The organism is Cupriavidus pauculus (assembly GCF_003854935.1).
In the GTDB taxonomy this organism is placed as follows: domain Bacteria; phylum Pseudomonadota; class Gammaproteobacteria; order Burkholderiales; family Burkholderiaceae; genus Cupriavidus; species Cupriavidus pauculus_C.
The window spans coordinates 1,647,735-1,666,043 of sequence record NZ_CP033969.1 but is presented as its reverse complement, the minus strand read 5'-3'; the positions used below and the strand labels follow the sequence as shown (position 1 = coordinate 1,666,043).

The following is an 18,309-nucleotide window of genomic DNA, read 5'->3' as shown; positions in this document are numbered from 1 at the left end:
GCATTCTAATCGATCCCCCTTTCACCTCCCTTGACGCCGTTCCACCACCTCCAGCAACTGCCACCGGATGGCCGATGCATCGGCCGGCGGGTTTGGCACCTGGTATTCGCGCACGCGCAGCTTGTAGCCGACGCCCGGCTCGAAATCGAGCCCCTCGATCGGGCCGTACCAGAGTTGCCACGGGGCGTCCGGCGATTCGCGCCAGCGGTAGCACTGCATCTTGCCGACCCCGGTGCATTCCACGCGCTGGGAGTCCAGGTAGACGATCTTCTCGCGGCCCGGCACGGCGCCGGTGGCCGGGTCGACCTTGTCGCCGCGCCGGCCCACGCCCTCGCGCTCCACAAACTGCAGCAGCTCGCCGTCGGCCGTCTTCCAGATAATCTGGCGCCCGGTGGTGCCCGCCGACGGCTGGGTGCCGACGGTCGTGAACGGCGACTGCATCGCCTTGAGCAGCGCCGATTCGATTTCCATCCGCGTGCCGGGGCAGGCCATGCGCGTGCCGGCCACGCGGTCGAACTTGATGCCGCTGCTGGTCTTGCCATAGCCGCCTGTGAACCGGTTGCAGCCGCTGGTGCCGCTGACTGTGCCTTGCGACGAATCGATGCCGTCGCTGAAGTTGAAGACGATGGGCTCGCCGTTGTCGCCATGCGGGATGTCCCGCAAGCTGCCGTCCTCGCGCTGCCAGCGCACCAGTTCCCAGCGGCTCGGGCCGCTTGAACGGGTTTCGTTCAGGGTGGGGCTGGCGGACGGGTTGTCGGGCATCGGGCCGGTGGCGCAGGCGGACAGCAGGGCGGCTGTCGCGGCTGCCATCAGGGCTGCGGCAGCAGTACGAAACTTGGGACGATTCGGCATGGGGGCTCCTCGGCGGCTCTGGAAGCGAACGGGCCCTGTGCGCCAACCGCCACCCACAGCGTTTGGGCGGCGCCAAGCGGCGCAAGGACCACTACCGGATCAGTCTAGCCGCCGGCGCACGCTTTGTATGTCAGCGCAACACCGGCGCGAGCGCGCCAAGTGTACGGGCCGTCGCACCGCGATGCAGGCCCGCGAAGGTCAGCGCGTTGGACCGCATCTCGGCCAGCCGGGCCGGATCGTCCAGCACGCCGGCCGCCGCCGCCATCAGTTCGTCGGCATTGGCCACGCGCAGGCAGGCGCCCGCCGCGATGGCGTCTTCCGTTGCCTGGGCAAAGTTGAAGGTGTGCAGCCCCATCAGCACCGGCGTGCCCACGGCGCACGCTTCGATCAGATTCTGCCCGCCCAGCGGGATCAGGCTGCCGCCGATATAGGACATGTCCGATGCCGCGTAGTACATCGCCATCTCGCCCATCGAGTCGCCGAGCACGATGTCGGCCGTGATCGGCGCATCGGGCTTGTCGATGTCGAGCGTGCTGCGGCGCTGGACCGTAAAGCCGGCGCGCGTGGCCATCGCGGCAACCTCGTCGAACCGCTGCGGATGGCGCGGCACCAGCAGCAGCGCCGGCCGCCGGGCGCCCGGCCAGCGCGAGAACGCCTCCAGGATCAGCGGCTCCTCGCCCTCGCGCGTACTTGCGGCGGCCAGCACCTGCCGCCCGCCAAAGGCCCGCCGCAACTGCGCGCCGCGCGCCAGCCCGGCCTCGGGCGGCTGCATGTCGAACTTGAGGTTGCCGGTGATCTGCACCGCGCGCACGCCGAGCGCGCGATAGCGTTCAGCATCGCCGGCCGTCTGCGCCAGCACCATCGTGAAATCGTTGTACAGCGCCGCCGCGGCACCGCCAAAGCGCGCGGTCCGCCGGAAGCTGCGCGGCGACAGCCGGGCGTTGACCAGGAACAGCGGCACGCCGGCACGCCGGGTCACGTGGACGAGGTTCGGCCAGACTTCGGTCTCCATGATCATTCCCGCCTCGGGCCGGAAATGCGCCAGGAAGCTGCGGACCATGTAGGGCACGTCGTACGGCAGGTAGCACTGCTGCACGCGCGGGTTGTCGCCATAGAGCTGCGCGCCGGTCTGGCGGCCGGTGGGCGTCATGTGCGTCAGCAACAGCCGGTGGTCCGGGTAGCTGGCCAGCAGCGCATCGATCAGCGGCTGCGCGGCCCGGGTTTCCCCGACCGACACGGCATGGACCCAGAGCCACGGGCCGTCGGCCGGCACGTCGTCATAGCGGCCCAGCCGCTCGCCCACGTGCTGCACGTAGCCCGGCTCCTTGCGCGACCGCCAGGCCAGGCGCAGCAGCGCCAGTGGCAGGATGACCAGCCACAGCAAGGTATAGATGATTCGAAGCATCAGAGACTGACTCCGCGCACGCGCCGCGCGGCGGCATGGACCTCGTCGACGCCCGGCACGATGCCGTCGTCGCCCACGTTGGCGATGCGGTCCGACCAGTAGCCCTCGGTCTTCCAGCGCCACGTGGCGGTATAGATTTCGACGGTCGGCCGGCACAGCGCCGCCGCGATATGGACCAGTCCGGTATCGACGCCGATCACGACCTCGGCCCGGTTGATCAGCCCGAACCCCTGCATGACCGAGAAGCGCGGCAGCACCTGCGCGCCGGGGATGCCCGCGGCCAGCGCCTCGGCATCGCGCTTCTCCGCTTCGCTGCCCCAGGGCAGCAGCACGGTCAGCCCTTCGGCGTGCAGCCTTTGGCCCAGCGCATGCCAGTTCGCCACCGGCCAGCGCTTTTTGGCGCCCGCCGTGGCGTGGAAGCACACGGCATAGCGGGCCGGCAGGCCGGCCCAGAGCGGATCGTCGACATGAAGCCTGCTGGCGGCCGGACCGAAGAAACGCGGCGGCTCCGGCGGCGTCACACCCGTCAGCGCCGCGCCCAGCAGGCGCGAGCGGAGGACCGAGTGGGTCTGCCGGGGCACCTTGACCGGCGCCGTGTAGAACAGCCGCGCCGCCGGCTCGTAGCCCGAGCCCTGCGTGGCGTTGCCCAGGCCGATCACCGGCGCGCCATCGGCGCGCGTGGCCGTGCGTGCCACGATGGCGGTCTTGAGCAGGCCCTGGGTTTCGAGCACGGCATCGTAGTCGTGGGCGCGGATGGCCGCTCGCAGCGCCGCCACCTCGGCCCAGGTCTCGCCCTGCCAGAACCGCTTGCGCCAGCGCCGCAGCGCGAACGGGATCACGCGCCGCACTTCGGGCAGCAGCCTGACCAGGTCGACATAGCCCTCTTCCACCACCCAGTCGATCTCGGCGTCGGGCCAGCGGGCGCGCAGGTCATGCACGAGCGGCATGTTGTGCACCACGTCGCCCAGCGACGACACCTTGACGATCAGGATGCGCGGCCGCGCCGGCAGCGCGAAGGCCCCCACGGCCGCCAGGGGCTGCGGGGGCGTGCCGGGCTGCGCCTGCACGGCCTCAGAACGGGAGCTTTGCATCCGGTTTTTCCGCCAGGATCACGCGCTTGAACTCGGCCTGGATGCGCGCCAGCGCGGCATCGTTGTCGGCTTCGAAGCGCATCACCACGACGGGCGTGGTGTTGGACGGCCGGGCCAGGCCGAAGCCGTCGGGGTATTCCACGCGGACGCCGTCGATGGTGATCACTTCCTTCGCACCCTCGAACTTCGCGTTCGCGCGGATCTTGTCGAGCAGCGTGAACGCCTCGCCTTCGGCGACCTTCAGTTGCAGTTCCGGCGTGCAGTTGGAATTCGGCAGCGCGTTCAGCACGGCGCTCGGGTCGGCGTGGCGCGACAGGATCTCCAGCAGGCGCGCACCCGTGTACAGGCCGTCGTCAAAGCCGTACCAGCGGTCCTTGAAGAACACGTGGCCGCTCATCTCGCCGGCGATTGGCGCGCCCGTTTCCTTGAGCTTGGCCTTGACCAGCGAATGGCCGGTCTTCCACATCAGCGGCTCGCCACCGTGCTGGCGTATCCACGGCGCCAGCTTGCCCGTGCACTTGACGTCGTAGATGACCTGCTGGCCCGGGTTGCGCGACAGGATTTCCTCGGCGAACAGCATCAACTGGCGGTCCGGGAAGATGACCTGCCCGTCCTTGGTGACCACGCCCAGCCGGTCGCCGTCGCCATCGAAGGCCAGGCCCAGCTCGCAGTCGGTCTCGCGCAGGCACTTCATCAGATCCTGCAGGTTCTCGACGTGGGCGGGATCGGGATGGTGGTTCGGGAAGTGGCCGTCCACGTCGCAGAACAGTTCGACCACTTCGCAGCCGAGTCCGCGAAACAGGTCGCCCACGAAGGCGCCGGCCACGCCGTTGCCGGCGTCCAGCGCGATCTTCATCGGCCGGGCCAGCTTGACGTCGCCGATGATGCGGTCCAGGTACTGCTGGCGGACGTCGACGAGCTTGTAGCTGCCGCCGCCCTCGGTGAACTTGCCGGCGTCGATGCGCTGGCGCAGCGCCTGGATCTGGTCGCCATAGATGGCCTTGCCGCCCAGCACCATCTTGAAACCGTTGTAGTCGGGCGGATTGTGGCTGCCCGTGACCATGATGCCCGACGTGGCGCGACGGCCGTCAAGCTCGATATTCGTGCCGAAGTACACCATCGGCGTGGCGACCATGCCAAGATCAATGACATCGAGCCCGGCGGCGCGCAGCCCTTCGACAAGCCCGCCCAGCAGGTCGGGACCCGACAGTCGGCCGTCCCGGCCCACCACGATGGCTTTTTCGCCAAGTTCGACGGCTGCCGAACCGAAGGACAGGCCGATGTAACGGGCCACTTCCGGGGTCAGCGTCTTGCCGACGATGCCGCGGATGTCATAGGCCTTGAAGATCGAGGGATCAATTTGCATGTGGCTTCCTGGAGACAAGGTTCATCGTGCGTATCCCTCCGGTGTTCCGGCCTGCCGGAGGGGGCGCGGGCAGGGCGCCAAAAAGACGTATTGTGCCGGATTGCGCGTGGCGCAGGCGCTATAATCGCCGTCACCGCCCACTCAGGGGAATTGTTGGGCCCTTTTCGGGTAGATTCGGTCCGCCGGCGCACGTAGCGGCGGCGCTCCAGTCCAACCAGGCAGGCGGTGCGCGCGGCGCCCCCACATCGACATCGCCGCGCCATTTGCGCCGTTGCCCCTTTGATCCAGCTCACGTTGCCAGATTTGCCGCAAGACCGGCCGCGCATCGCCTATCTGATCACGAATTCCGAGATCGGCGGCGCCCAGACCCACGTAGCCGACCTGCTGCGCGCCATGCGCGGGCAGGTGGATGCCGTGCTGCTGGCGGGTGGCGACGGCCCCTTGTTCGATCTGGCGCGGGAATCCGGCATTCCATCGATCCGGCTCGCGGCGATGGACAATGCCCTGTCGCCGGTCAAGGCCATCGGCGCGCTGCGCGAGGTCATGCGGGCGCTGCGGCAGGCCGCGCCGGACGTCATCCATACCCATAGTGCCAAGGCCAGCGCGCTGGGCCGGCTTGCCGGGCGGCTGCTCGGCATCCCTGTCGTCTATACCGTCCATGGCTTTGCCTTCAAGCCGGCGGCGCCGTGGAAGCAGCGGTCGGTCGCCCGCCTCGCCGAATGGTTGCTGGCCCCGCTGACCACGCGCCTGATCTGCGTGGCCGACGCCGAGCGCGCCCTGGCGGCACGGCTGCCGATGCCGGCGCAGCATATCCGCGTGATTCCGAACGGCATTGCCGACGTGGCGGCGCGGGCAATGCCGGCCGAGCCGCTGCGCCGGATCGTGGCCGTCATGCGACTGGCCGCGCCCAAGCGTGCTGATGTGCTGATCCAGGCATTCGCGCAGGCCAACCTGCCCGCGTGCGAACTGGTGATCGCGGGCGATGGTCCGCAGCGCGACGCGCTGGAGTTCCTTGCCAGGCAGGTGGCGCCAGGCCGCGTGCGTCTGCCCGGCAACATCGACGACATCCCGACATTGCTCGCGGACGCACAGGTCTTCATGCTGGCTTCCGACCACGAAGGGTTTCCGCTGTCGGTCCTCGAAGCCATGCGGGCCGGGCTGCCGGTGGTGGCCAGCGATCTGCCGGGTATCAGGCACCAGTTGGATGACGGCGAATGCGGCGTGCTCGTGGCCAACGATGCGGCAGCCTTCGCCGACGCCCTGCGCGCGCTGGCCGATCATCCGGACCGGCGGGCCACGCTGGGCACGGCTGCACGCCAGCGATGGGAAGCCCGCTTCGGGATCGAGCCGATGGTACGCGCCACGCTGGCGGTCTATCGCGAGGCGGTCTCGGCCACGCGCCCCGTGGGCACGCGGGCGTCGGCATCATGAATTCCACCCACACCGACGCCCTGCGGCGCAATGGCACCGGCGCCCCCGCACGGTCGGAGACCACCCGGCGCGCCAGCCGCATGATCGGATGGGCCGCCATCGGGCTGGTCCTGTTCGGCATCAACGCCGCCCTGTCTGAAGTGGCCCACCAGGCCGGGCTTGTCACCTATGTCTTCCCGCGCACGCTGCTCTGGTCGATCGTGCCCTACCTGGCTGCCTTCCTGCTGCTGCACCGGGCGCTGCATCTGCCGGCCATGGAAGGCGCCAGCATCGTCGGGGTGGCCACCACCCTGCCCTTCGCGCTGCTGCTGATCGTCTACGCCGGCTTCCATATCGAGTACTCGCGCGGGGCGGTGCTGGTGGGCTACGGCACGACGCTGGCGTGGATCTGGTTCGGCTATCGGCGCTACGTCCAGAACTACGTGCCGCTGTTTGGCTATCTCGATCCGCAGACGCTCCAGCATCTGAACCGGATCATCGAGATGCCCGGCGCCACGCCGCCGGCCAAGACGCGCTTCGAGCAGATCGGCTCGATCGAGGAGGCCCTGCACTGCGACGGCATCCTGGTCGAGCGCGGCCTGACCGCCGACCCGGATCGCACGCGGCTGCTGACGCAATACCGGCTGGGCCACCTGCGCATGTATTCGGTCGAGCGGATCGGCGAGATGCTGACCGGCCGCGTGGGGCTGGACCATATCGACGAGAACTTCTTTGACGACTACGCCGACCACTACCTGTTCGACTACATCAAGCGGCTGATCGACATCGTGGCCGTGGTGGTCCTGGCGCCGCTGGCCGTGCCGGTGGGGCTGGCCGTGGCATTGGCCGTCAGCCTGGAGACCGAAGGCGGCGCGCTGTTCCGGCAGCGGCGCGTGGGCTTGTTCGGCAAGCCGTTCACGATGCTGAAGTTCCGCAGCATGGGTGTGGACCGGCACGCGCCGGCCCAGTTTGCGCTGCGCCAGGACCCGCGCGTGACCCGCGTGGGCCGGGTTATCCGCAAGTACCGGCTGGACGAGATTCCGCAGCTCTGGAACGTGCTGGTCGGCGACATGAGCTTCATCGGCCCCCGGCCAGAGCAGGTGCCGATGGTCGAGGAATTTTCGGAAACCATCGCCTACTACCCGTACCGGCATCTGGTGCGCCCCGGCCTGTCGGGCTGGGCGCAGGTGCAGCAGGGTTACGTCGGCACCCATGCCGAGACGGTCACCAAGCTCAGCTATGACCTGTACTACGTCAAGCATTGCTCGTTCGCGCTGGACCTGCTGATTGCAGTGAAGACCGTGCGGACGCTACTGACGGGGTATGGGGCGCGGTGATGGCATCGAACGATGGGGCGGGACGCGCACCGATGCGCATCATGCTGGTCACCACCGGCCTGAAAGTCGGCGGAGCGGAACACCAGGTGGTGGCGCTGGCGCACGCCTTCCTGGCCATGGGGCATGCCGTTGCCATCGTCAGCCTGTCGCCGGGACGCGAGATCGAGGTGCCGGCGGGCGCGTACGTGGTGGAGCTCGACATGCGCAAGTCCTTGGCAGGGATGGCCCGCGCCTTGTGGCAGGCCCGCCGGCTCGTCAAGTCGTGGCGGCCCGACGTCCTCCACGCCCACATGATTCACGCCAACATCTTTGCGCGGCTGCTGACGCGGGTGGCGAGCTGTCCGCCGCTGGTTTGCACGGCCCACAGCTTCCGTGAGGGCGGGCGGCTGCGCATGGCGGCCTATCGGCTGACCGATCGCTGGCATGCACTGACCAGCCATGTCAGCGAGGATGGCCGCGCGGGCATGGTCGCGGCCCGTGCGGTGCGCGCCGACCGGATCGTCGTGGTGCCGAACGGCATCGACGTCGACCGGTTCCGGCCCGCATCGGCGTTGCGCGGCGCGATGCGCGCGCGGCTGGGCATCAGTGCCGGCACGCGGCTGGCGCTGAACGTCGGGCGGCTGGTGCCCGAGAAGGCGCAGGCGCTGCTGCTGCAGGCGTTTGCGCGCATCGACCCCGTCACCCTGCCCGTCCATCTGCTGATTGCCGGCGGTGGTCCGCTGCAGCAGGCGCTCGCGGACCAGATCGCGTCGCTGGGCCTGGCGTCGCGCGTGACGCTGCTCGGCCCGCGCCACGACGTGCCTGCCCTGCTGAACGCGGCCGATACCTTCGTGCTGTCATCGGATATCGAAGGACTGCCCATGGTCCTCGTCGAAGCGCTCGCCAGCGGCTGCCCCGTGGTGGCGACCGACGCGCCGGGCGTCCGCGAAGTGCTGGCCGACCAGGGCACCCTCGTGCCGCGCGGCGATGCGGGCGCCTTGTCGGCGGCCATGGATGCAGCGCTGCGGCAAGGGCGCGGATCGCCATCGGACGAAGCCTCGCGCCGGGCCCACGTGATGGCCAGGTTCTCGATCGACGCCGTGGCGCGGCGCTGGCTGGCGATCTACGCTGGCCTGGCCGGCACCGTGGCCGCGCACGAAGCGGAGATTGCCTGATGCGCACGCGGGTGGCGGGCAATCTCCTGTGGATGCTGGTCGAGCGGGGCCTGCAGGTAAGCGCGGGGATTGGCGTCGTCGCCATGCTCGCGCGCGGACTGGGGCCGGAGGGGTTTGCCCACTTCCAGTACGCCCAGGCGGTGGTGCTGATCGCCGCGTCGCTGGCCCTGGTCTGCAGCGGCGAGGTCGTGGTGCCCCGGCTGGTGGCCAACCCCGCGCCGGCCGCCCAGCATCAACTGCTGACCCAGGCGTTCCTGTTGCGATTCATCGGCGCCGCCATCGGCTATGGGCTGCTGTGCGTCTATCTGGCCGCCACGTCGGCGGTGACGGAGATCTGGCTGGCCGCGCTGTGGCTGGGCACTGCCATCTTCCTGCGTGAGCCATTCGGCGTGGTGACGGCCTGGATGCAGGCCCACACGAACAATCGTCCCGGCACGCTGTTCAGCCTGGCCGCGCTGACGGTGAAGGTCGTGATCGTCGCCGTGCTCTACGCCAGCCATGTGCGAGAGGTGTCCGGCTACGCCGTCGCCTTCGCCCTGGAAGCGCTGATCGTGGCCGCGCTGCTGGCCGCCTATTACTTCCGGGAGCGTCCACTGGGAGGCATCGGCTGGCAGCCGGCGCTGGCGCGCGAGCTGGTGGGCGCCGGTACGCTGTTCTGGGTCAGCTTCATCCTGATGATGGGCGCGCGCCGCGTCGACCAGTTGATCCTGCAGCCGTCGGTGCCGACCACGGAATTTGGCGCCTATGCCGCCTGCATGCAGATTCTCGACAACTTCACGATGGTCGCGACGATCCTGGCCGCCGGCATCGCGCCGAGCTACGTGTACGCCCGCGCGCGGTTCGAGGACGCGCACGCGAATATCGGCCGGATCGTGCTCGGCATGGGCGCCGTCGGGCTGGCCGGGGGGGTGGCCATTGCGGTCTGCGCGCCCTGGATCGTCAAGCTGCTATATGGCCAGGCGTTCGAGGCCACGGTGGGACTGCTGCGCATGGCGGCCGTCATCTCGGCGCTGGTGTTCGCCGACGTGGCGCTCACCCTGCTGATGGTGCACCTGCGCAAGCCGCGCTGGATCGCCATCAAATGGGCGCTGGTGCTGGCCACGATCCTGGCATGCGACCTCGTCCTGATTCCCCGCTTCGGCAGTTGGGGCGCGATTGCCGGCTATGCCTTCGGCAACGGGGTGGCCGTGCTGTTCGGGGCGGCACTCTGGTGGCGGTTCCGGCCCGTTTCCGAGATGGCATCGGCATGACTTCGCGCCCGACCGTCTGCTTCCTGACCGGCACGCTCAATGCCTTTGCCGGCGCGGAGCGAATGACCGCCGTCATCGCCAACGCGCTGGCCGAACGCGGTTATCGCGTCAGGATCCTGAGCCTCTGGGACCAGGCGTCCGTGTTTCCGCTGCACCGCAACATCGTCCACGACGCCCTGTTCGCGTCACGGCCGTCATTCAAGCGGCAGTACTTCGCCACGGTGGCGGGGATTCGCCGCTTTGTCCGCCAGCAGCAGATCGACGTGCTGGTCGAAGTAGACACGATGCTGACACTGTTCACGGTGCCGGCCACGCTGGGCATGACCGTGCGCCGGATCGCCTGGGAGCATTGCCATTTCGACGAGGATCTTGGCCGACGGGCGCGGCGGGTGGCGCGGTGGGTAGCGGGCCGATTCAATCAGGCGATCGTGGTGCTTACCCAACGGGACCAGCAAGTCTGGCTGGCCCGCGTGCGGCCGCGGGGCCGCGTGGAAGTGATTGCCAACCCGCTGCCTTTCCCCTTCCCTGCCGCGCCGTCACCGGGTACGGAGCACTGCGTGCTGGCGGTGGGCCGGCTGACCCGCGCCAAGGGCTTCGACGTGCTGCTGCAGGCGTGGTCAATGGTCGCGCCCTCTGCGCCCGGCTGGGTGCTGAAGATCGTTGGAGAAGGCGAGGACCGTGCCGCCCTGGAACGGATGGCCCTCGCTCTGAACCTTGGCGACGCCGTGACGATGCCGGGCGCGCAGCATCGCGTCGAAGACTGCTATCGCGATGCAGCAATCTTTTGCCTGAGCTCGCGCTACGAAGGGTTCGGACTGGTCCTGATCGAAGCCATGTCTTTCGGGCTTGGCATCGTATCGACCGATTGCGAGGCAGGCCCGCGCGAGATCCTTCGGCACGGGGACAATGCCCTGGTCAGTGCCAACGGAAATCCCCAGGCCTTGGCCGAGGCGTTGAAGCAGTTGATCCAGGACGAGGCATGTCGCCGACGGCTTGGCCAGGCGGCACGCGCCGATGCCATGGCCTATTCGCTGGACAGGGTCGTCGGCCAATGGATCGACGTGCTTGCCATCGATGCGGACGAGGCAGGCCAGCGCAGCCTTCAGGCTGAGTCGTGAAGCAAAAGCGCTACAATACCGCCTCCCGGAACGAGCGTCTCACCCCATGCAAGATCGCCCCCGCACACAAAACACTATATTTGCAGACTTGCGCCTGGCCTACGCGCGCTCGATCAGAATCGTCGTCGTCACCGCGATTATTGGCGCGATTGTTGGCTTCGCGCTCTTCCAGCTTCATGAGCCTCGCTGGACGGCCAAGATGCTGGTCAAGCTGGGGCAAGTAACCGCTTTCGTCGATGCCGGCGTCGCCATCAAGCCGCTGGATTCCCAGCTGACGACCGTGGAGCTGGTCAACCAGCCGAACTACCGCTTCGGCGTTCTGGACGCCGTGGGCCTGCCCAAGCCCTATGAGGGCCATGCGGAGTCCACGCTGGTGTTCGAATCGCTGCGTGCCACGCCCGGCCGCGGTGCGGATCTGGTGGCAGTCCAGGTCAATGCCAACTCGCCCGAGCAGGCAAAGAAGGTCCTGAGTGCTTCGTACGCGCTGCTGACGCGCGAACACACGAACATGTTCAACGATGCCGTCGACAGGATGAAGAAGGACCTGGCGGACACCAACGCCCGGCTGGCCGCAGCGGAAGAGGAATATGCGAAGGTGTTCGATGCGATGAAGACGTCGCAGGCACGGGAAGGCACCGCGATGCGTGACCTGTTCGCGACCAACATCGCGGCGACCGTGTCGCGCCAGGTGCTGGACCTGCAACGGCGCAAGACGCAGCTCGAGTACAGCCTGGAGCCGGTCCGCACCTACCCGAGCCGGCTGGTCGACGCACCGTACGTGCCGACCGCACCCACATCGCCGGGCCGGACGGTCTATATCGGCCTCGGCGCGCTGGTCGGGATCATCTTCGGGATCGCGCTGACCGTCCTCTCGCGCCTCCGGTCCTGATCGCCGGGCGCAAGCCCCACCTGAAAAGACAATGCCGCGGCATCGGATTCCGATGCCGCGGCATTGTTGTTTCAGATGTCCTTGCGGCTCTGACCCAAAAACCGCCAGCCCACGAACTTGGCGATCATGCGAAGCTGGTTGACGAAGTAGCTCGGGTTCTTCCACGAATTGATCACCATGGCCTTGGCGAACGCCCAGCCCAGGATCGAGAAGAAATGCAGGTCGTGGATGCGCGAGGCGACGGTCTTCGGCGGCAGATGCCGCATCACGTTCTCGTCGATATCGCACTCGATCACGATATGGACGCGCGTTTGGTCGCTGCGATTTTCCACGCTGTGCAGGTACGACGTGTCGAGCGACCACAGTTGGCCCGGCAGCATCCTGACACGCTTGCGCGAGACCTCGAAGAACACGTTGTCGTTGGTGATCACGGGCACGTGAAAGCGGATCCGCGCGTTCGACGACGCACCCGTGAGGTCGCGGTGCGGATGCAGCATTGCACCCGGCGACAGGTAATAGAACACGCACAAGCCGTCCCGCTTGGCGCCAAGGAAATCGTAGATCTTGCCAAGAAACGGATGCTCCTCGGCTACCAGATCCACCTTGTGCCACTGCAAGTCCTTGTAGCGGCCGGCTTCATGCACATTGCTTTTCTGCTTGTCGAGCTGCAGGCAAAGCTGCCTGATGGGCTCCAATTCCTCGGGCGAGAAGAAATTGTCGCGGATAAGAAACGACCCGTGATTCATTTTTTTTATCACTCCCTGAAACCCGGCACCCCGGGCGCAAAACAGTTACTTCCGTTCAGGCCAGCGTGGTATCGCCGCAAGCCAGCTCCCGCTGGCCGTAGCCCTGAACATACTCGCCAAAAATACCTCTCAGCACTGCATCGTTGCTCTGTTCGGCGGCAAGGCGCATCGACGCCAACACCCTGACGAACGACTCCCACTCCACGTATTCCTCGCGCGCCTTCATGATGCGCTCGTGCGCAGTCGGCTCGGGATTGTCGCCAATCAACAGCTCTTCATAGAGCTTTTCGCCGGGCCGCAGGCCGGTGACCTTGATCTCGATATCGCCGGCCGGATTCGACTCGTCGCGCACCGTCAGGCCGGACAACTGGACCATGCGCCGGGCCAGATCCATGATCCGAACCGGCTGGCCCATGTCGAGCACGAACACTTCGCCGCCGTGGGCCATGGCGCCTGCCTGCAGCACCAGTTGAGCCGCCTCGGGAATCGTCATGAAGTAGCGCGTCACTTCCTCATGCGTGACGGTCAGCGGTCCGCCATCCTGCAACTGGCGGCGGAACAGCGGCACGACGCTGCCGCTGCTGCCCAGCACGTTGCCGAAACGGACCATGGCGAAGACGGTCCGCGTGCGCGACACCACGCAGGGACGGTTATCGAGCGGCTCGAAATCCAGCGTCTGCGTACCGGCCATCGCCTGGAGCACCAGCTCCGCCATGCGCTTGGTCGCGCCCATGACGTTGGTCGGGCGAACGGCCTTGTCGGTCGAGATCAGGACGAAGTATTCGACTTCGCTCTCCAGCGCGGCGCGCGCCATGTTGAGCGTGCCGAAGATGTTGTTCAGCACGCCTTCGGACGGATTGCACTCCACCAGCGGCACATGCTTGTACGCGGCAGCGTGATAGACCGTCGCCGGGCGGTATTTCTGGCAGATCTCGCGCAGGCGGCCCAGCTTCGACACGCTCGCCAGCAGCGGAATGATGTCGACGGCGAGATTGTTTTCCCTGCACAGCGCCTCGAGTTCGCTATGGATCGTGTACAGGCCGAACTCGTTATGTTCGACCAGCAAGATCCGGCGCGGCTTTTCCAGCACGATCTGCCGGCACAGTTCGCTGCCGATGCTGCCGCCTGCGCCGGTGACCAGCACGCACTTGTCAGCCAGGTTCCTGGCCAGCAGCGCCTGGTCCGGTGGCACCGGGGCGCGGCCTAGCAGATCCTCGACGTCGAGTTCCTGGAAGTCGCGGATGGTGACCCGGCCAGCCGCCAGATCCGCCATGCCGGGCAGCGTGCGCACGTGCACCGGCAGTTCGCGCAGCCTGGCGATGATCTCGTTACGCCGGGTACGGCCCAGCGAGGGAACGGCAAGCAAGATGTCGGTCACACCCATGCTCTCCACCGCGTCCTGCACCTCGCCCGGACCGATGATGTCGAGGCCATTGATGGTGCGGCCGATCTTCGCGGGATCGTCGTCGACAAACCCGAGCAGTGCAAACTGGCACCCCAGCGCAAGGGCTGACGCGGTCTGCACGCCCGCATCGCCGGCACCGTAGATCAGGAGCCGCCCTTCCCACTGGCGGCTGCGCGCGATATTGCCGGCCAGCCAGATACGCGCCAGCGCGCGGCTGGCACCGACCAGCAGCAGGAAGAGGATGGGCTGGATCAGGCCCACGCTTCGCGGCACGCCGTCCCATTTGCCGAGCAGCAGCGCCGCGAAGAACAACACGCCGTAGATGCCCACCGCCTTGGCCGTCGTTGCCAGGGCCGCCATGCCCGTGTAGCGGAAAATGGCCCGGTAGAGGCCAAAGCGGACAAACAACGGGAACGCCAGGATCGGTGCAAGCAGATAGACATACTTCTGCTGCAGCACGGGCAGGCCGGTCTGATCTATCCGCAGATAGAACGCCAGCCAGACCGATGCGACAGACAGGACCAGGTCGACGGCCACCACCACGCATCGCTTTGCAGGACGCGGCAATCCCAACAAGAGAGCGATCAGTTTGTTCACCGGGTGGCCTGTTCCAGTACGTTGGCGATCACCGCGCAGGTCTTCTCGATTTCGGCGCTGGTCAGCGTCGGATGCACCAGGAACATCAGGCTCGTCTCGCCCAGTTCCCGAGCCACCGGCAGCCGCTCGGCCGGACGCCAGCCCGTGTTGTCGAAGGCCTTCTCCAGGTACACCTCCGAGCAGGAGCCCTGGTAGCACGGCACGCCGGCGGCGTTGATGGCTTCGGCGATACCGTCGCGCGTCCAGCCGGCCGCAAGGTGCTCGGGCTTCACGTAGACGTAGCACTTGTAGTGCGCGTGCTCCACGCCCTGCGGCACCTCGGGCACGCGAATCGACGCGAACGGGCGGCAGGCAGCCCAGATGGCTTCGGCATTGGCGGTACGGCGAGCCGTCCAGTCGCGCATGCGCCGCAACTGGATCCGGCCGATGACCGCCTGCATCTCCAGCATGCGCCAGTTCGTGCCGAAGCTCTCGTGCAGCCACCGGAAGCCGGGCGGATGCTGGCGCTCGTACACCGCCTCGTAGCTCTTGCCGTGGTCCTTGAAGGACCACATCGTCCGCCACAGGGCCTCGTCGTCGGTGGTCACCATGCCACCTTCGCCGCCCGTGGTCATGATCTTGTCCTGGCAGAAGCTCCACGCGCCGATGTGGCCGATCGATCCGACCGCTCGGCCGCGATAGCGGGCGCCATGGGCCTGCGCGCAGTCTTCGATCACCTTGAACCCGTGCTTGGCCGCAAGCGCCATGATCGGGTCCATGTCGCAGGGCCAGCCGCCCAGATGGACGCAGATGACCGCGCGCGTGCGCGGCGTGAGCACCCCGGCGATCGTCTCTGCCGACAGGTTGCCGCTATCGGGCGCGACGTCGGCGAACACGGGCGTCGCGCCGGCGTTCACCACGCAGGAAATGCTGGCGATGAACGTGCGCGGGGTGACGACGACTTCATCACCGGGCCCGATATCGAGCGCCTTGAGCGCGACATCGAGAGCCAGCGTGCCGTTCGCCAGCGACAGTGCGCGGCGCGTGCCGGTCCACTCAGCGAATTCCTTCTCGAACTCGCGGCACTCGGTGCCGGTCCAGTAATTGACCTTGTTGGACAGCAGTACGCGCTGGACGGCTTCGGCCTCTTCCGCGGTAAAGCTGGGCCATTGGGAAAACGGGGTATTCAGCATGGCGTCTCCGACCGGCAGCTTAATTCGTACGGCGTTCGAGCGGTTTGGCAGGATTGCCCACCACCGTCACACCAGGAGGTACGTTCTTCGTCACCACCGCGCCCATGCCGACCACCGCGCCACGACCGATGACAAGGGGCTCTCCCGGCTTGCCCTGCTTGAGGATGGCGCCGGTGCCAATGTACGCGTGATCCTCGATCACGACATTTCCATTGCATTTCACGCCCGGTGCAAGCGTGACATAGTCCCCGACCACGCAGTCGTGGGCCACATAGCTATAGATATTTGCGTGGAACTGGCGACCGATGCGCACGTTGCTGGTCAGCATCACGAACGCGCACAGGATGGCGCCCTCGCCCACGGTCACGTCGTCCATCGTCACCACGTTGGCGGCGCGCGGCTCGACGAACGCCACGCCGTCCTGCACGCATCGCGCCGCCAGCTTCTCGCGGACCGCACTGTTCGCGATGGCCAGGCTGATGCCACGATAGCTCGCCGGCTCGGCCAGCCACTGCGCGTAGGTCAGCACACGATGGCCATTCAGGCTTTCGGCGCCGGGGTTGTCATCGACGAACACGAGGTCCCACGGTTCCGACTCGGTGCGCTCCAGCTGTTCACGAAGCACCGGCATGACTTCACGGCCGAACCCGCTGGCTCCAAAAATCGCAAATCTCTTCATAGTTATCGTGGTCGCATTAATGTTTCGAACCGGTGAACCGGGACATCGTGGCTTCTCCCGCTGCGCTGACGCCCTCTCGGACCAGCACCTTGCGTACCGTCAGCCACAGGATCCTGATGTCCAGCCAGAACGACCAGTGATCGACGTACCAGACGTCCAGCGCAAACTTCTCTTCCCAACTCAGCGCGTTGCGCCCGTTGACCTGGGCCCAGCCGGTCACGCCCGGCCGCACTTCGTGGCGTCGTGCCTGCTCCGCCGAGTACAGCGGCAAGTACTCCATCAGCAGCGGACGCGGGCCCACCAGGCTCATGTCGCCCTTGAGCACGTTCCACAGCTCCGGCAGCTCGTCGAGGCTGGTGGAGCGCAGCAGGCGGCCAAATGGCGTCAGCCGGTCGGCATCGGGCAGCAATTTACCATCGCTGCCCCGGGCGTCGGTCATCGTGCGGAACTTGACCATCCGGAACGGCTTGCCGTCCTTGCCCGGCCTCGTCTGGGCGAACAGGACCGGGCTGCCGAGCTTGATACGCACCAGCACCGCCAGGCAGCACAAGGGGATGGCCAGCACCACAAGCGCCGAAAAGGCGACGCAAACATCGAAAAAGCGCTTCATGCCGAGGGATCCCGTGCCAGCTTCCTGAAAATATCCCCGAACCGGGACGTGCCGACTTCCAGACTAAGGTGTTGACGATAATACGCCTGGGCACGGCTGCCCATGGCGTCCCGCTCCGCGGGCGGCATTGCCGCCAGGCGCTCCGCGGCATCCGCCAGCGACGCGGCATCTTCCGATTCCGCGACCACGCCACAATCCGCCGCCTGCACCAGGTCGGCGGCATCGCCGTCGACCGCCATCAGCAGGGGCTTCCCCTGCGTCATGTAGGCCTGCGTCTTGGACGGGATCGTGATCCGGAACAGCGGATCACGACGTAAATGCACCAGCAAGGCGTCCGCCGCATTGAGCAGCGTCCCGACTTCCCGCATCGGCACCGGCGGCAGGAATGTCACGTTATCGAGCCCTCTTTCGATGGCCAGTTTCGATAGCCGCTCCGCGTCGAGGCCTCCGCCAACCAGGACAAAGCTCACCGGCGCGCCGCGCGTCTTCAGCAGCGCGGCGGCATCCAGCACGACGTCCAGCGCCTGCGCCCGGCCCATGTTGCCCGCGTAGACGATACGGAAGCGTTCCGGCCCGGGGAAACCCTGCGGCAAGACCCCCGACGGCTGTGCCAGCGACGCCTCGTCAGCCCAGTTGCAAATGATGTCGATCTTGCTCGCCGGGACGCCGCGTTCCACCAGAAGCTGCTTGAAGCCCGGCGACAGCACGACGATGTGGTCGACGCGCCGGTAAACCCACGCGCAGACCTTGCCCACGATATCGAGCACCCGCGGATTGCCGATCATGCCGGTGGCGCGCAGCGTGTCGGGCCACATGTCCTGGATATCGTAGACCACCGGTGTACGGCGGACGAGCCGCAGGATCGACGCGGCGATGCCGACCGTCAGCGGTGGATGATAGGCATAGACCACGTCACACGGCCGGGCGGACAACCCGTGCAACAGTGCGGCCGCCGCGAAGCTGACATAGTTCAGCACGCGATGGATCGCGGAGTTGTCGTGACTGGGGTACAACGGAACGCGGGTCACCCGCACACCGTCGATCAGTTCCCGCTGGCGCCATCGCATGCGATACCCGGGGTACAGCCGGCCCCCGGGGTAGTTCGGGAACCCGGTCAGCACATCCACCTCGAAACCCTGCCGCACGAGTTCGCGCGCGAAGACGAGTCCCTTGAAGGTGGGTTCCGGATCGAACCACTGTGTCAGGAGAAGAACGCGAGGCGCCATGG

16 protein-coding genes are annotated in these 18,309 nt (G+C 67.1%); 6 read left to right on the top strand and 10 right to left on the bottom strand.

All coding sequences use genetic code 11. The annotated features are described in order from the left end of the window. Positions 1 to 21 precede the first annotated feature (21 nt). The 4 genes from EHF44_RS09350 to EHF44_RS09335 form a co-directional block, all read right to left on the bottom strand. Positions 22 to 810, bottom strand: coding sequence for an META and DUF4377 domain-containing protein (locus EHF44_RS09350; protein ID WP_253700008.1), 789 nt, complete (start codon positions 808 to 810; stop codon positions 22 to 24). 172 nt (positions 811 to 982) lie between these two features. Next, positions 983 to 2,257 carry a lipid IV(A) 3-deoxy-D-manno-octulosonic acid transferase gene (waaA, locus tag EHF44_RS09345; RefSeq protein ID WP_124683491.1) on the bottom strand — a complete coding sequence of 425 codons (1,275 nt, stop codon included), beginning with the start codon at positions 2,255 to 2,257 and terminating at the stop codon, positions 983 to 985. Continuing rightward, a complete protein-coding gene (gene waaC, locus EHF44_RS09340) occupies positions 2,257 to 3,348 on the bottom strand; it encodes a lipopolysaccharide heptosyltransferase I (protein ID WP_253700006.1) in 1,092 nt (363 codons plus the stop codon). Before waaC ends, waaA begins: the two co-directional genes overlap by 1 nt. Continuing rightward, positions 3,329 to 4,714, bottom strand: a complete 1,386-nt coding sequence (locus EHF44_RS09335) for a phosphomannomutase/phosphoglucomutase (protein ID WP_124683490.1) — start codon at positions 4,712 to 4,714, stop codon at positions 3,329 to 3,331. Before EHF44_RS09335 ends, waaC begins: the two co-directional genes overlap by 20 nt. 294 nt (positions 4,715 to 5,008) lie before the next feature. Here EHF44_RS09335 and EHF44_RS09330 point away from each other — a divergent pair, with 294 nt between their 5' ends. Genes EHF44_RS09330 through EHF44_RS09305 form a run of 6 tightly spaced genes read left to right on the top strand, consistent with a single transcriptional unit; the run spans position 5,009 to position 11,872 of the window. Beyond that, entirely contained in the window at positions 5,009 to 6,145 is a 1,137-nt protein-coding gene (locus EHF44_RS09330; protein WP_124683489.1) for a glycosyltransferase family 4 protein, read from the top strand. Beyond that, entirely contained in the window at positions 6,142 to 7,461 is a 1,320-nt protein-coding gene (locus EHF44_RS09325; RefSeq protein WP_124683488.1) for an exopolysaccharide biosynthesis polyprenyl glycosylphosphotransferase, read from the top strand. The genes EHF44_RS09330 and EHF44_RS09325 overlap by 4 nt, the downstream gene beginning before the upstream one ends. Next, positions 7,461 to 8,615, top strand: a complete 1,155-nt coding sequence (locus EHF44_RS09320) for a glycosyltransferase (RefSeq protein WP_253700004.1) — start codon at positions 7,461 to 7,463, stop codon at positions 8,613 to 8,615. Before EHF44_RS09325 ends, EHF44_RS09320 begins: the two co-directional genes overlap by 1 nt. Next, positions 8,615 to 9,865: a lipopolysaccharide biosynthesis protein gene (locus EHF44_RS09315; RefSeq protein ID WP_124683487.1), complete on the top strand. Its 1,251-nt coding sequence runs from the start codon at positions 8,615 to 8,617 to the stop codon at positions 9,863 to 9,865. The genes EHF44_RS09320 and EHF44_RS09315 overlap by 1 nt, the downstream gene beginning before the upstream one ends. After that, positions 9,862 to 10,983, top strand: coding sequence for a glycosyltransferase family 4 protein (locus EHF44_RS09310; protein WP_124683486.1), 1,122 nt, complete (start codon positions 9,862 to 9,864; stop codon positions 10,981 to 10,983). The genes EHF44_RS09315 and EHF44_RS09310 overlap by 4 nt, the downstream gene beginning before the upstream one ends. A gap of 46 nt (positions 10,984 to 11,029) precedes the next feature. Continuing rightward, the gene (locus EHF44_RS09305; RefSeq protein ID WP_124683485.1) at positions 11,030 to 11,872 is read left to right on the top strand and encodes a hypothetical protein; all 843 of its coding nucleotides are present in this window, start codon (positions 11,030 to 11,032) and stop codon (positions 11,870 to 11,872) included. 71 nt (positions 11,873 to 11,943) lie between these two features. Here the strand turns inward: EHF44_RS09305 and EHF44_RS09300 are convergent, their stop codons facing one another. From EHF44_RS09300 to EHF44_RS09275, 6 genes are read right to left on the bottom strand one after another with little or no spacing between them, the layout of a single operon-like run. Beyond that, positions 11,944 to 12,618, bottom strand: a complete 675-nt coding sequence (locus tag EHF44_RS09300; protein WP_124683484.1) for an aspartyl/asparaginyl beta-hydroxylase domain-containing protein — start codon at positions 12,616 to 12,618, stop codon at positions 11,944 to 11,946. Between the two features lie 55 nt (positions 12,619 to 12,673). Continuing rightward, positions 12,674 to 14,611: a polysaccharide biosynthesis protein gene (locus tag EHF44_RS09295; RefSeq protein WP_124685048.1), complete on the bottom strand. Its 1,938-nt coding sequence runs from the start codon at positions 14,609 to 14,611 to the stop codon at positions 12,674 to 12,676. Between the two features lie 5 nt (positions 14,612 to 14,616). Continuing rightward, positions 14,617 to 15,792 (bottom strand): DegT/DnrJ/EryC1/StrS family aminotransferase, encoded by a 1,176-nt coding sequence (locus EHF44_RS09290; RefSeq protein ID WP_124683483.1) that lies wholly within the window; start codon positions 15,790 to 15,792, stop codon positions 14,617 to 14,619. Positions 15,793 to 15,811: 19 nt separating this feature from the next. Continuing rightward, positions 15,812 to 16,471 carry an acetyltransferase gene (locus EHF44_RS09285; protein WP_124683482.1) on the bottom strand — a complete coding sequence of 220 codons (660 nt, stop codon included), beginning with the start codon at positions 16,469 to 16,471 and terminating at the stop codon, positions 15,812 to 15,814. A 16-nt stretch (positions 16,472 to 16,487) separates the two neighbouring features. Continuing rightward, positions 16,488 to 17,081 carry a sugar transferase gene (locus tag EHF44_RS09280; RefSeq protein WP_124683481.1) on the bottom strand — a complete coding sequence of 198 codons (594 nt, stop codon included), beginning with the start codon at positions 17,079 to 17,081 and terminating at the stop codon, positions 16,488 to 16,490. Beyond that, complete coding sequence (locus tag EHF44_RS09275) at positions 17,078 to 18,307, bottom strand: glycosyltransferase family 4 protein (RefSeq protein WP_124683480.1); 1,230 nt, start codon at positions 18,305 to 18,307, stop codon at positions 17,078 to 17,080. Before EHF44_RS09275 ends, EHF44_RS09280 begins: the two co-directional genes overlap by 4 nt. Positions 18,308 to 18,309 lie beyond the last annotated feature (2 nt).

Excerpts from the sequence above, each read along its gene's own strand:
- EHF44_RS09350 (WP_253700008.1), bottom strand. The coding sequence starts at position 810 with ATGGCAGCCGCGACAGCCGCCCTGCTGTCCGCCTGCGCCACCGGCCCG.
- waaA (WP_124683491.1), bottom strand. The coding sequence starts at position 2,257 with ATGCTTCGAATCATCTATACCTTGCTGTGGCTGGTCATCCTGCCACTG.
- waaC (WP_253700006.1), bottom strand. The coding sequence starts at position 3,348 with ATGCAAAGCTCCCGTTCTGAGGCCGTGCAGGCGCAGCCCGGCACGCCC.
- EHF44_RS09335 (WP_124683490.1), bottom strand. The coding sequence starts at position 4,714 with ATGCAAATTGATCCCTCGATCTTCAAGGCCTATGACATCCGCGGCATC.
- EHF44_RS09325 (WP_124683488.1), top strand. The coding sequence starts at position 6,142 with ATGAATTCCACCCACACCGACGCCCTGCGGCGCAATGGCACCGGCGCC.
- EHF44_RS09320 (WP_253700004.1), top strand. The coding sequence starts at position 7,461 with ATGGCATCGAACGATGGGGCGGGACGCGCACCGATGCGCATCATGCTG.
- EHF44_RS09315 (WP_124683487.1), top strand. The coding sequence starts at position 8,615 with ATGCGCACGCGGGTGGCGGGCAATCTCCTGTGGATGCTGGTCGAGCGG.
- EHF44_RS09310 (WP_124683486.1), top strand. The coding sequence starts at position 9,862 with ATGACTTCGCGCCCGACCGTCTGCTTCCTGACCGGCACGCTCAATGCC.
- EHF44_RS09305 (WP_124683485.1), top strand. The coding sequence starts at position 11,030 with ATGCAAGATCGCCCCCGCACACAAAACACTATATTTGCAGACTTGCGC.
- EHF44_RS09300 (WP_124683484.1), bottom strand. The coding sequence starts at position 12,618 with ATGAATCACGGGTCGTTTCTTATCCGCGACAATTTCTTCTCGCCCGAG.
- EHF44_RS09290 (WP_124683483.1), bottom strand. The coding sequence starts at position 15,792 with ATGCTGAATACCCCGTTTTCCCAATGGCCCAGCTTTACCGCGGAAGAG.
- EHF44_RS09285 (WP_124683482.1), bottom strand. The coding sequence starts at position 16,471 with ATGAAGAGATTTGCGATTTTTGGAGCCAGCGGGTTCGGCCGTGAAGTC.
- EHF44_RS09280 (WP_124683481.1), bottom strand. The coding sequence starts at position 17,081 with ATGAAGCGCTTTTTCGATGTTTGCGTCGCCTTTTCGGCGCTTGTGGTG.
- EHF44_RS09275 (WP_124683480.1), bottom strand. The coding sequence starts at position 18,307 with ATGGCGCCTCGCGTTCTTCTCCTGACACAGTGGTTCGATCCGGAACCC.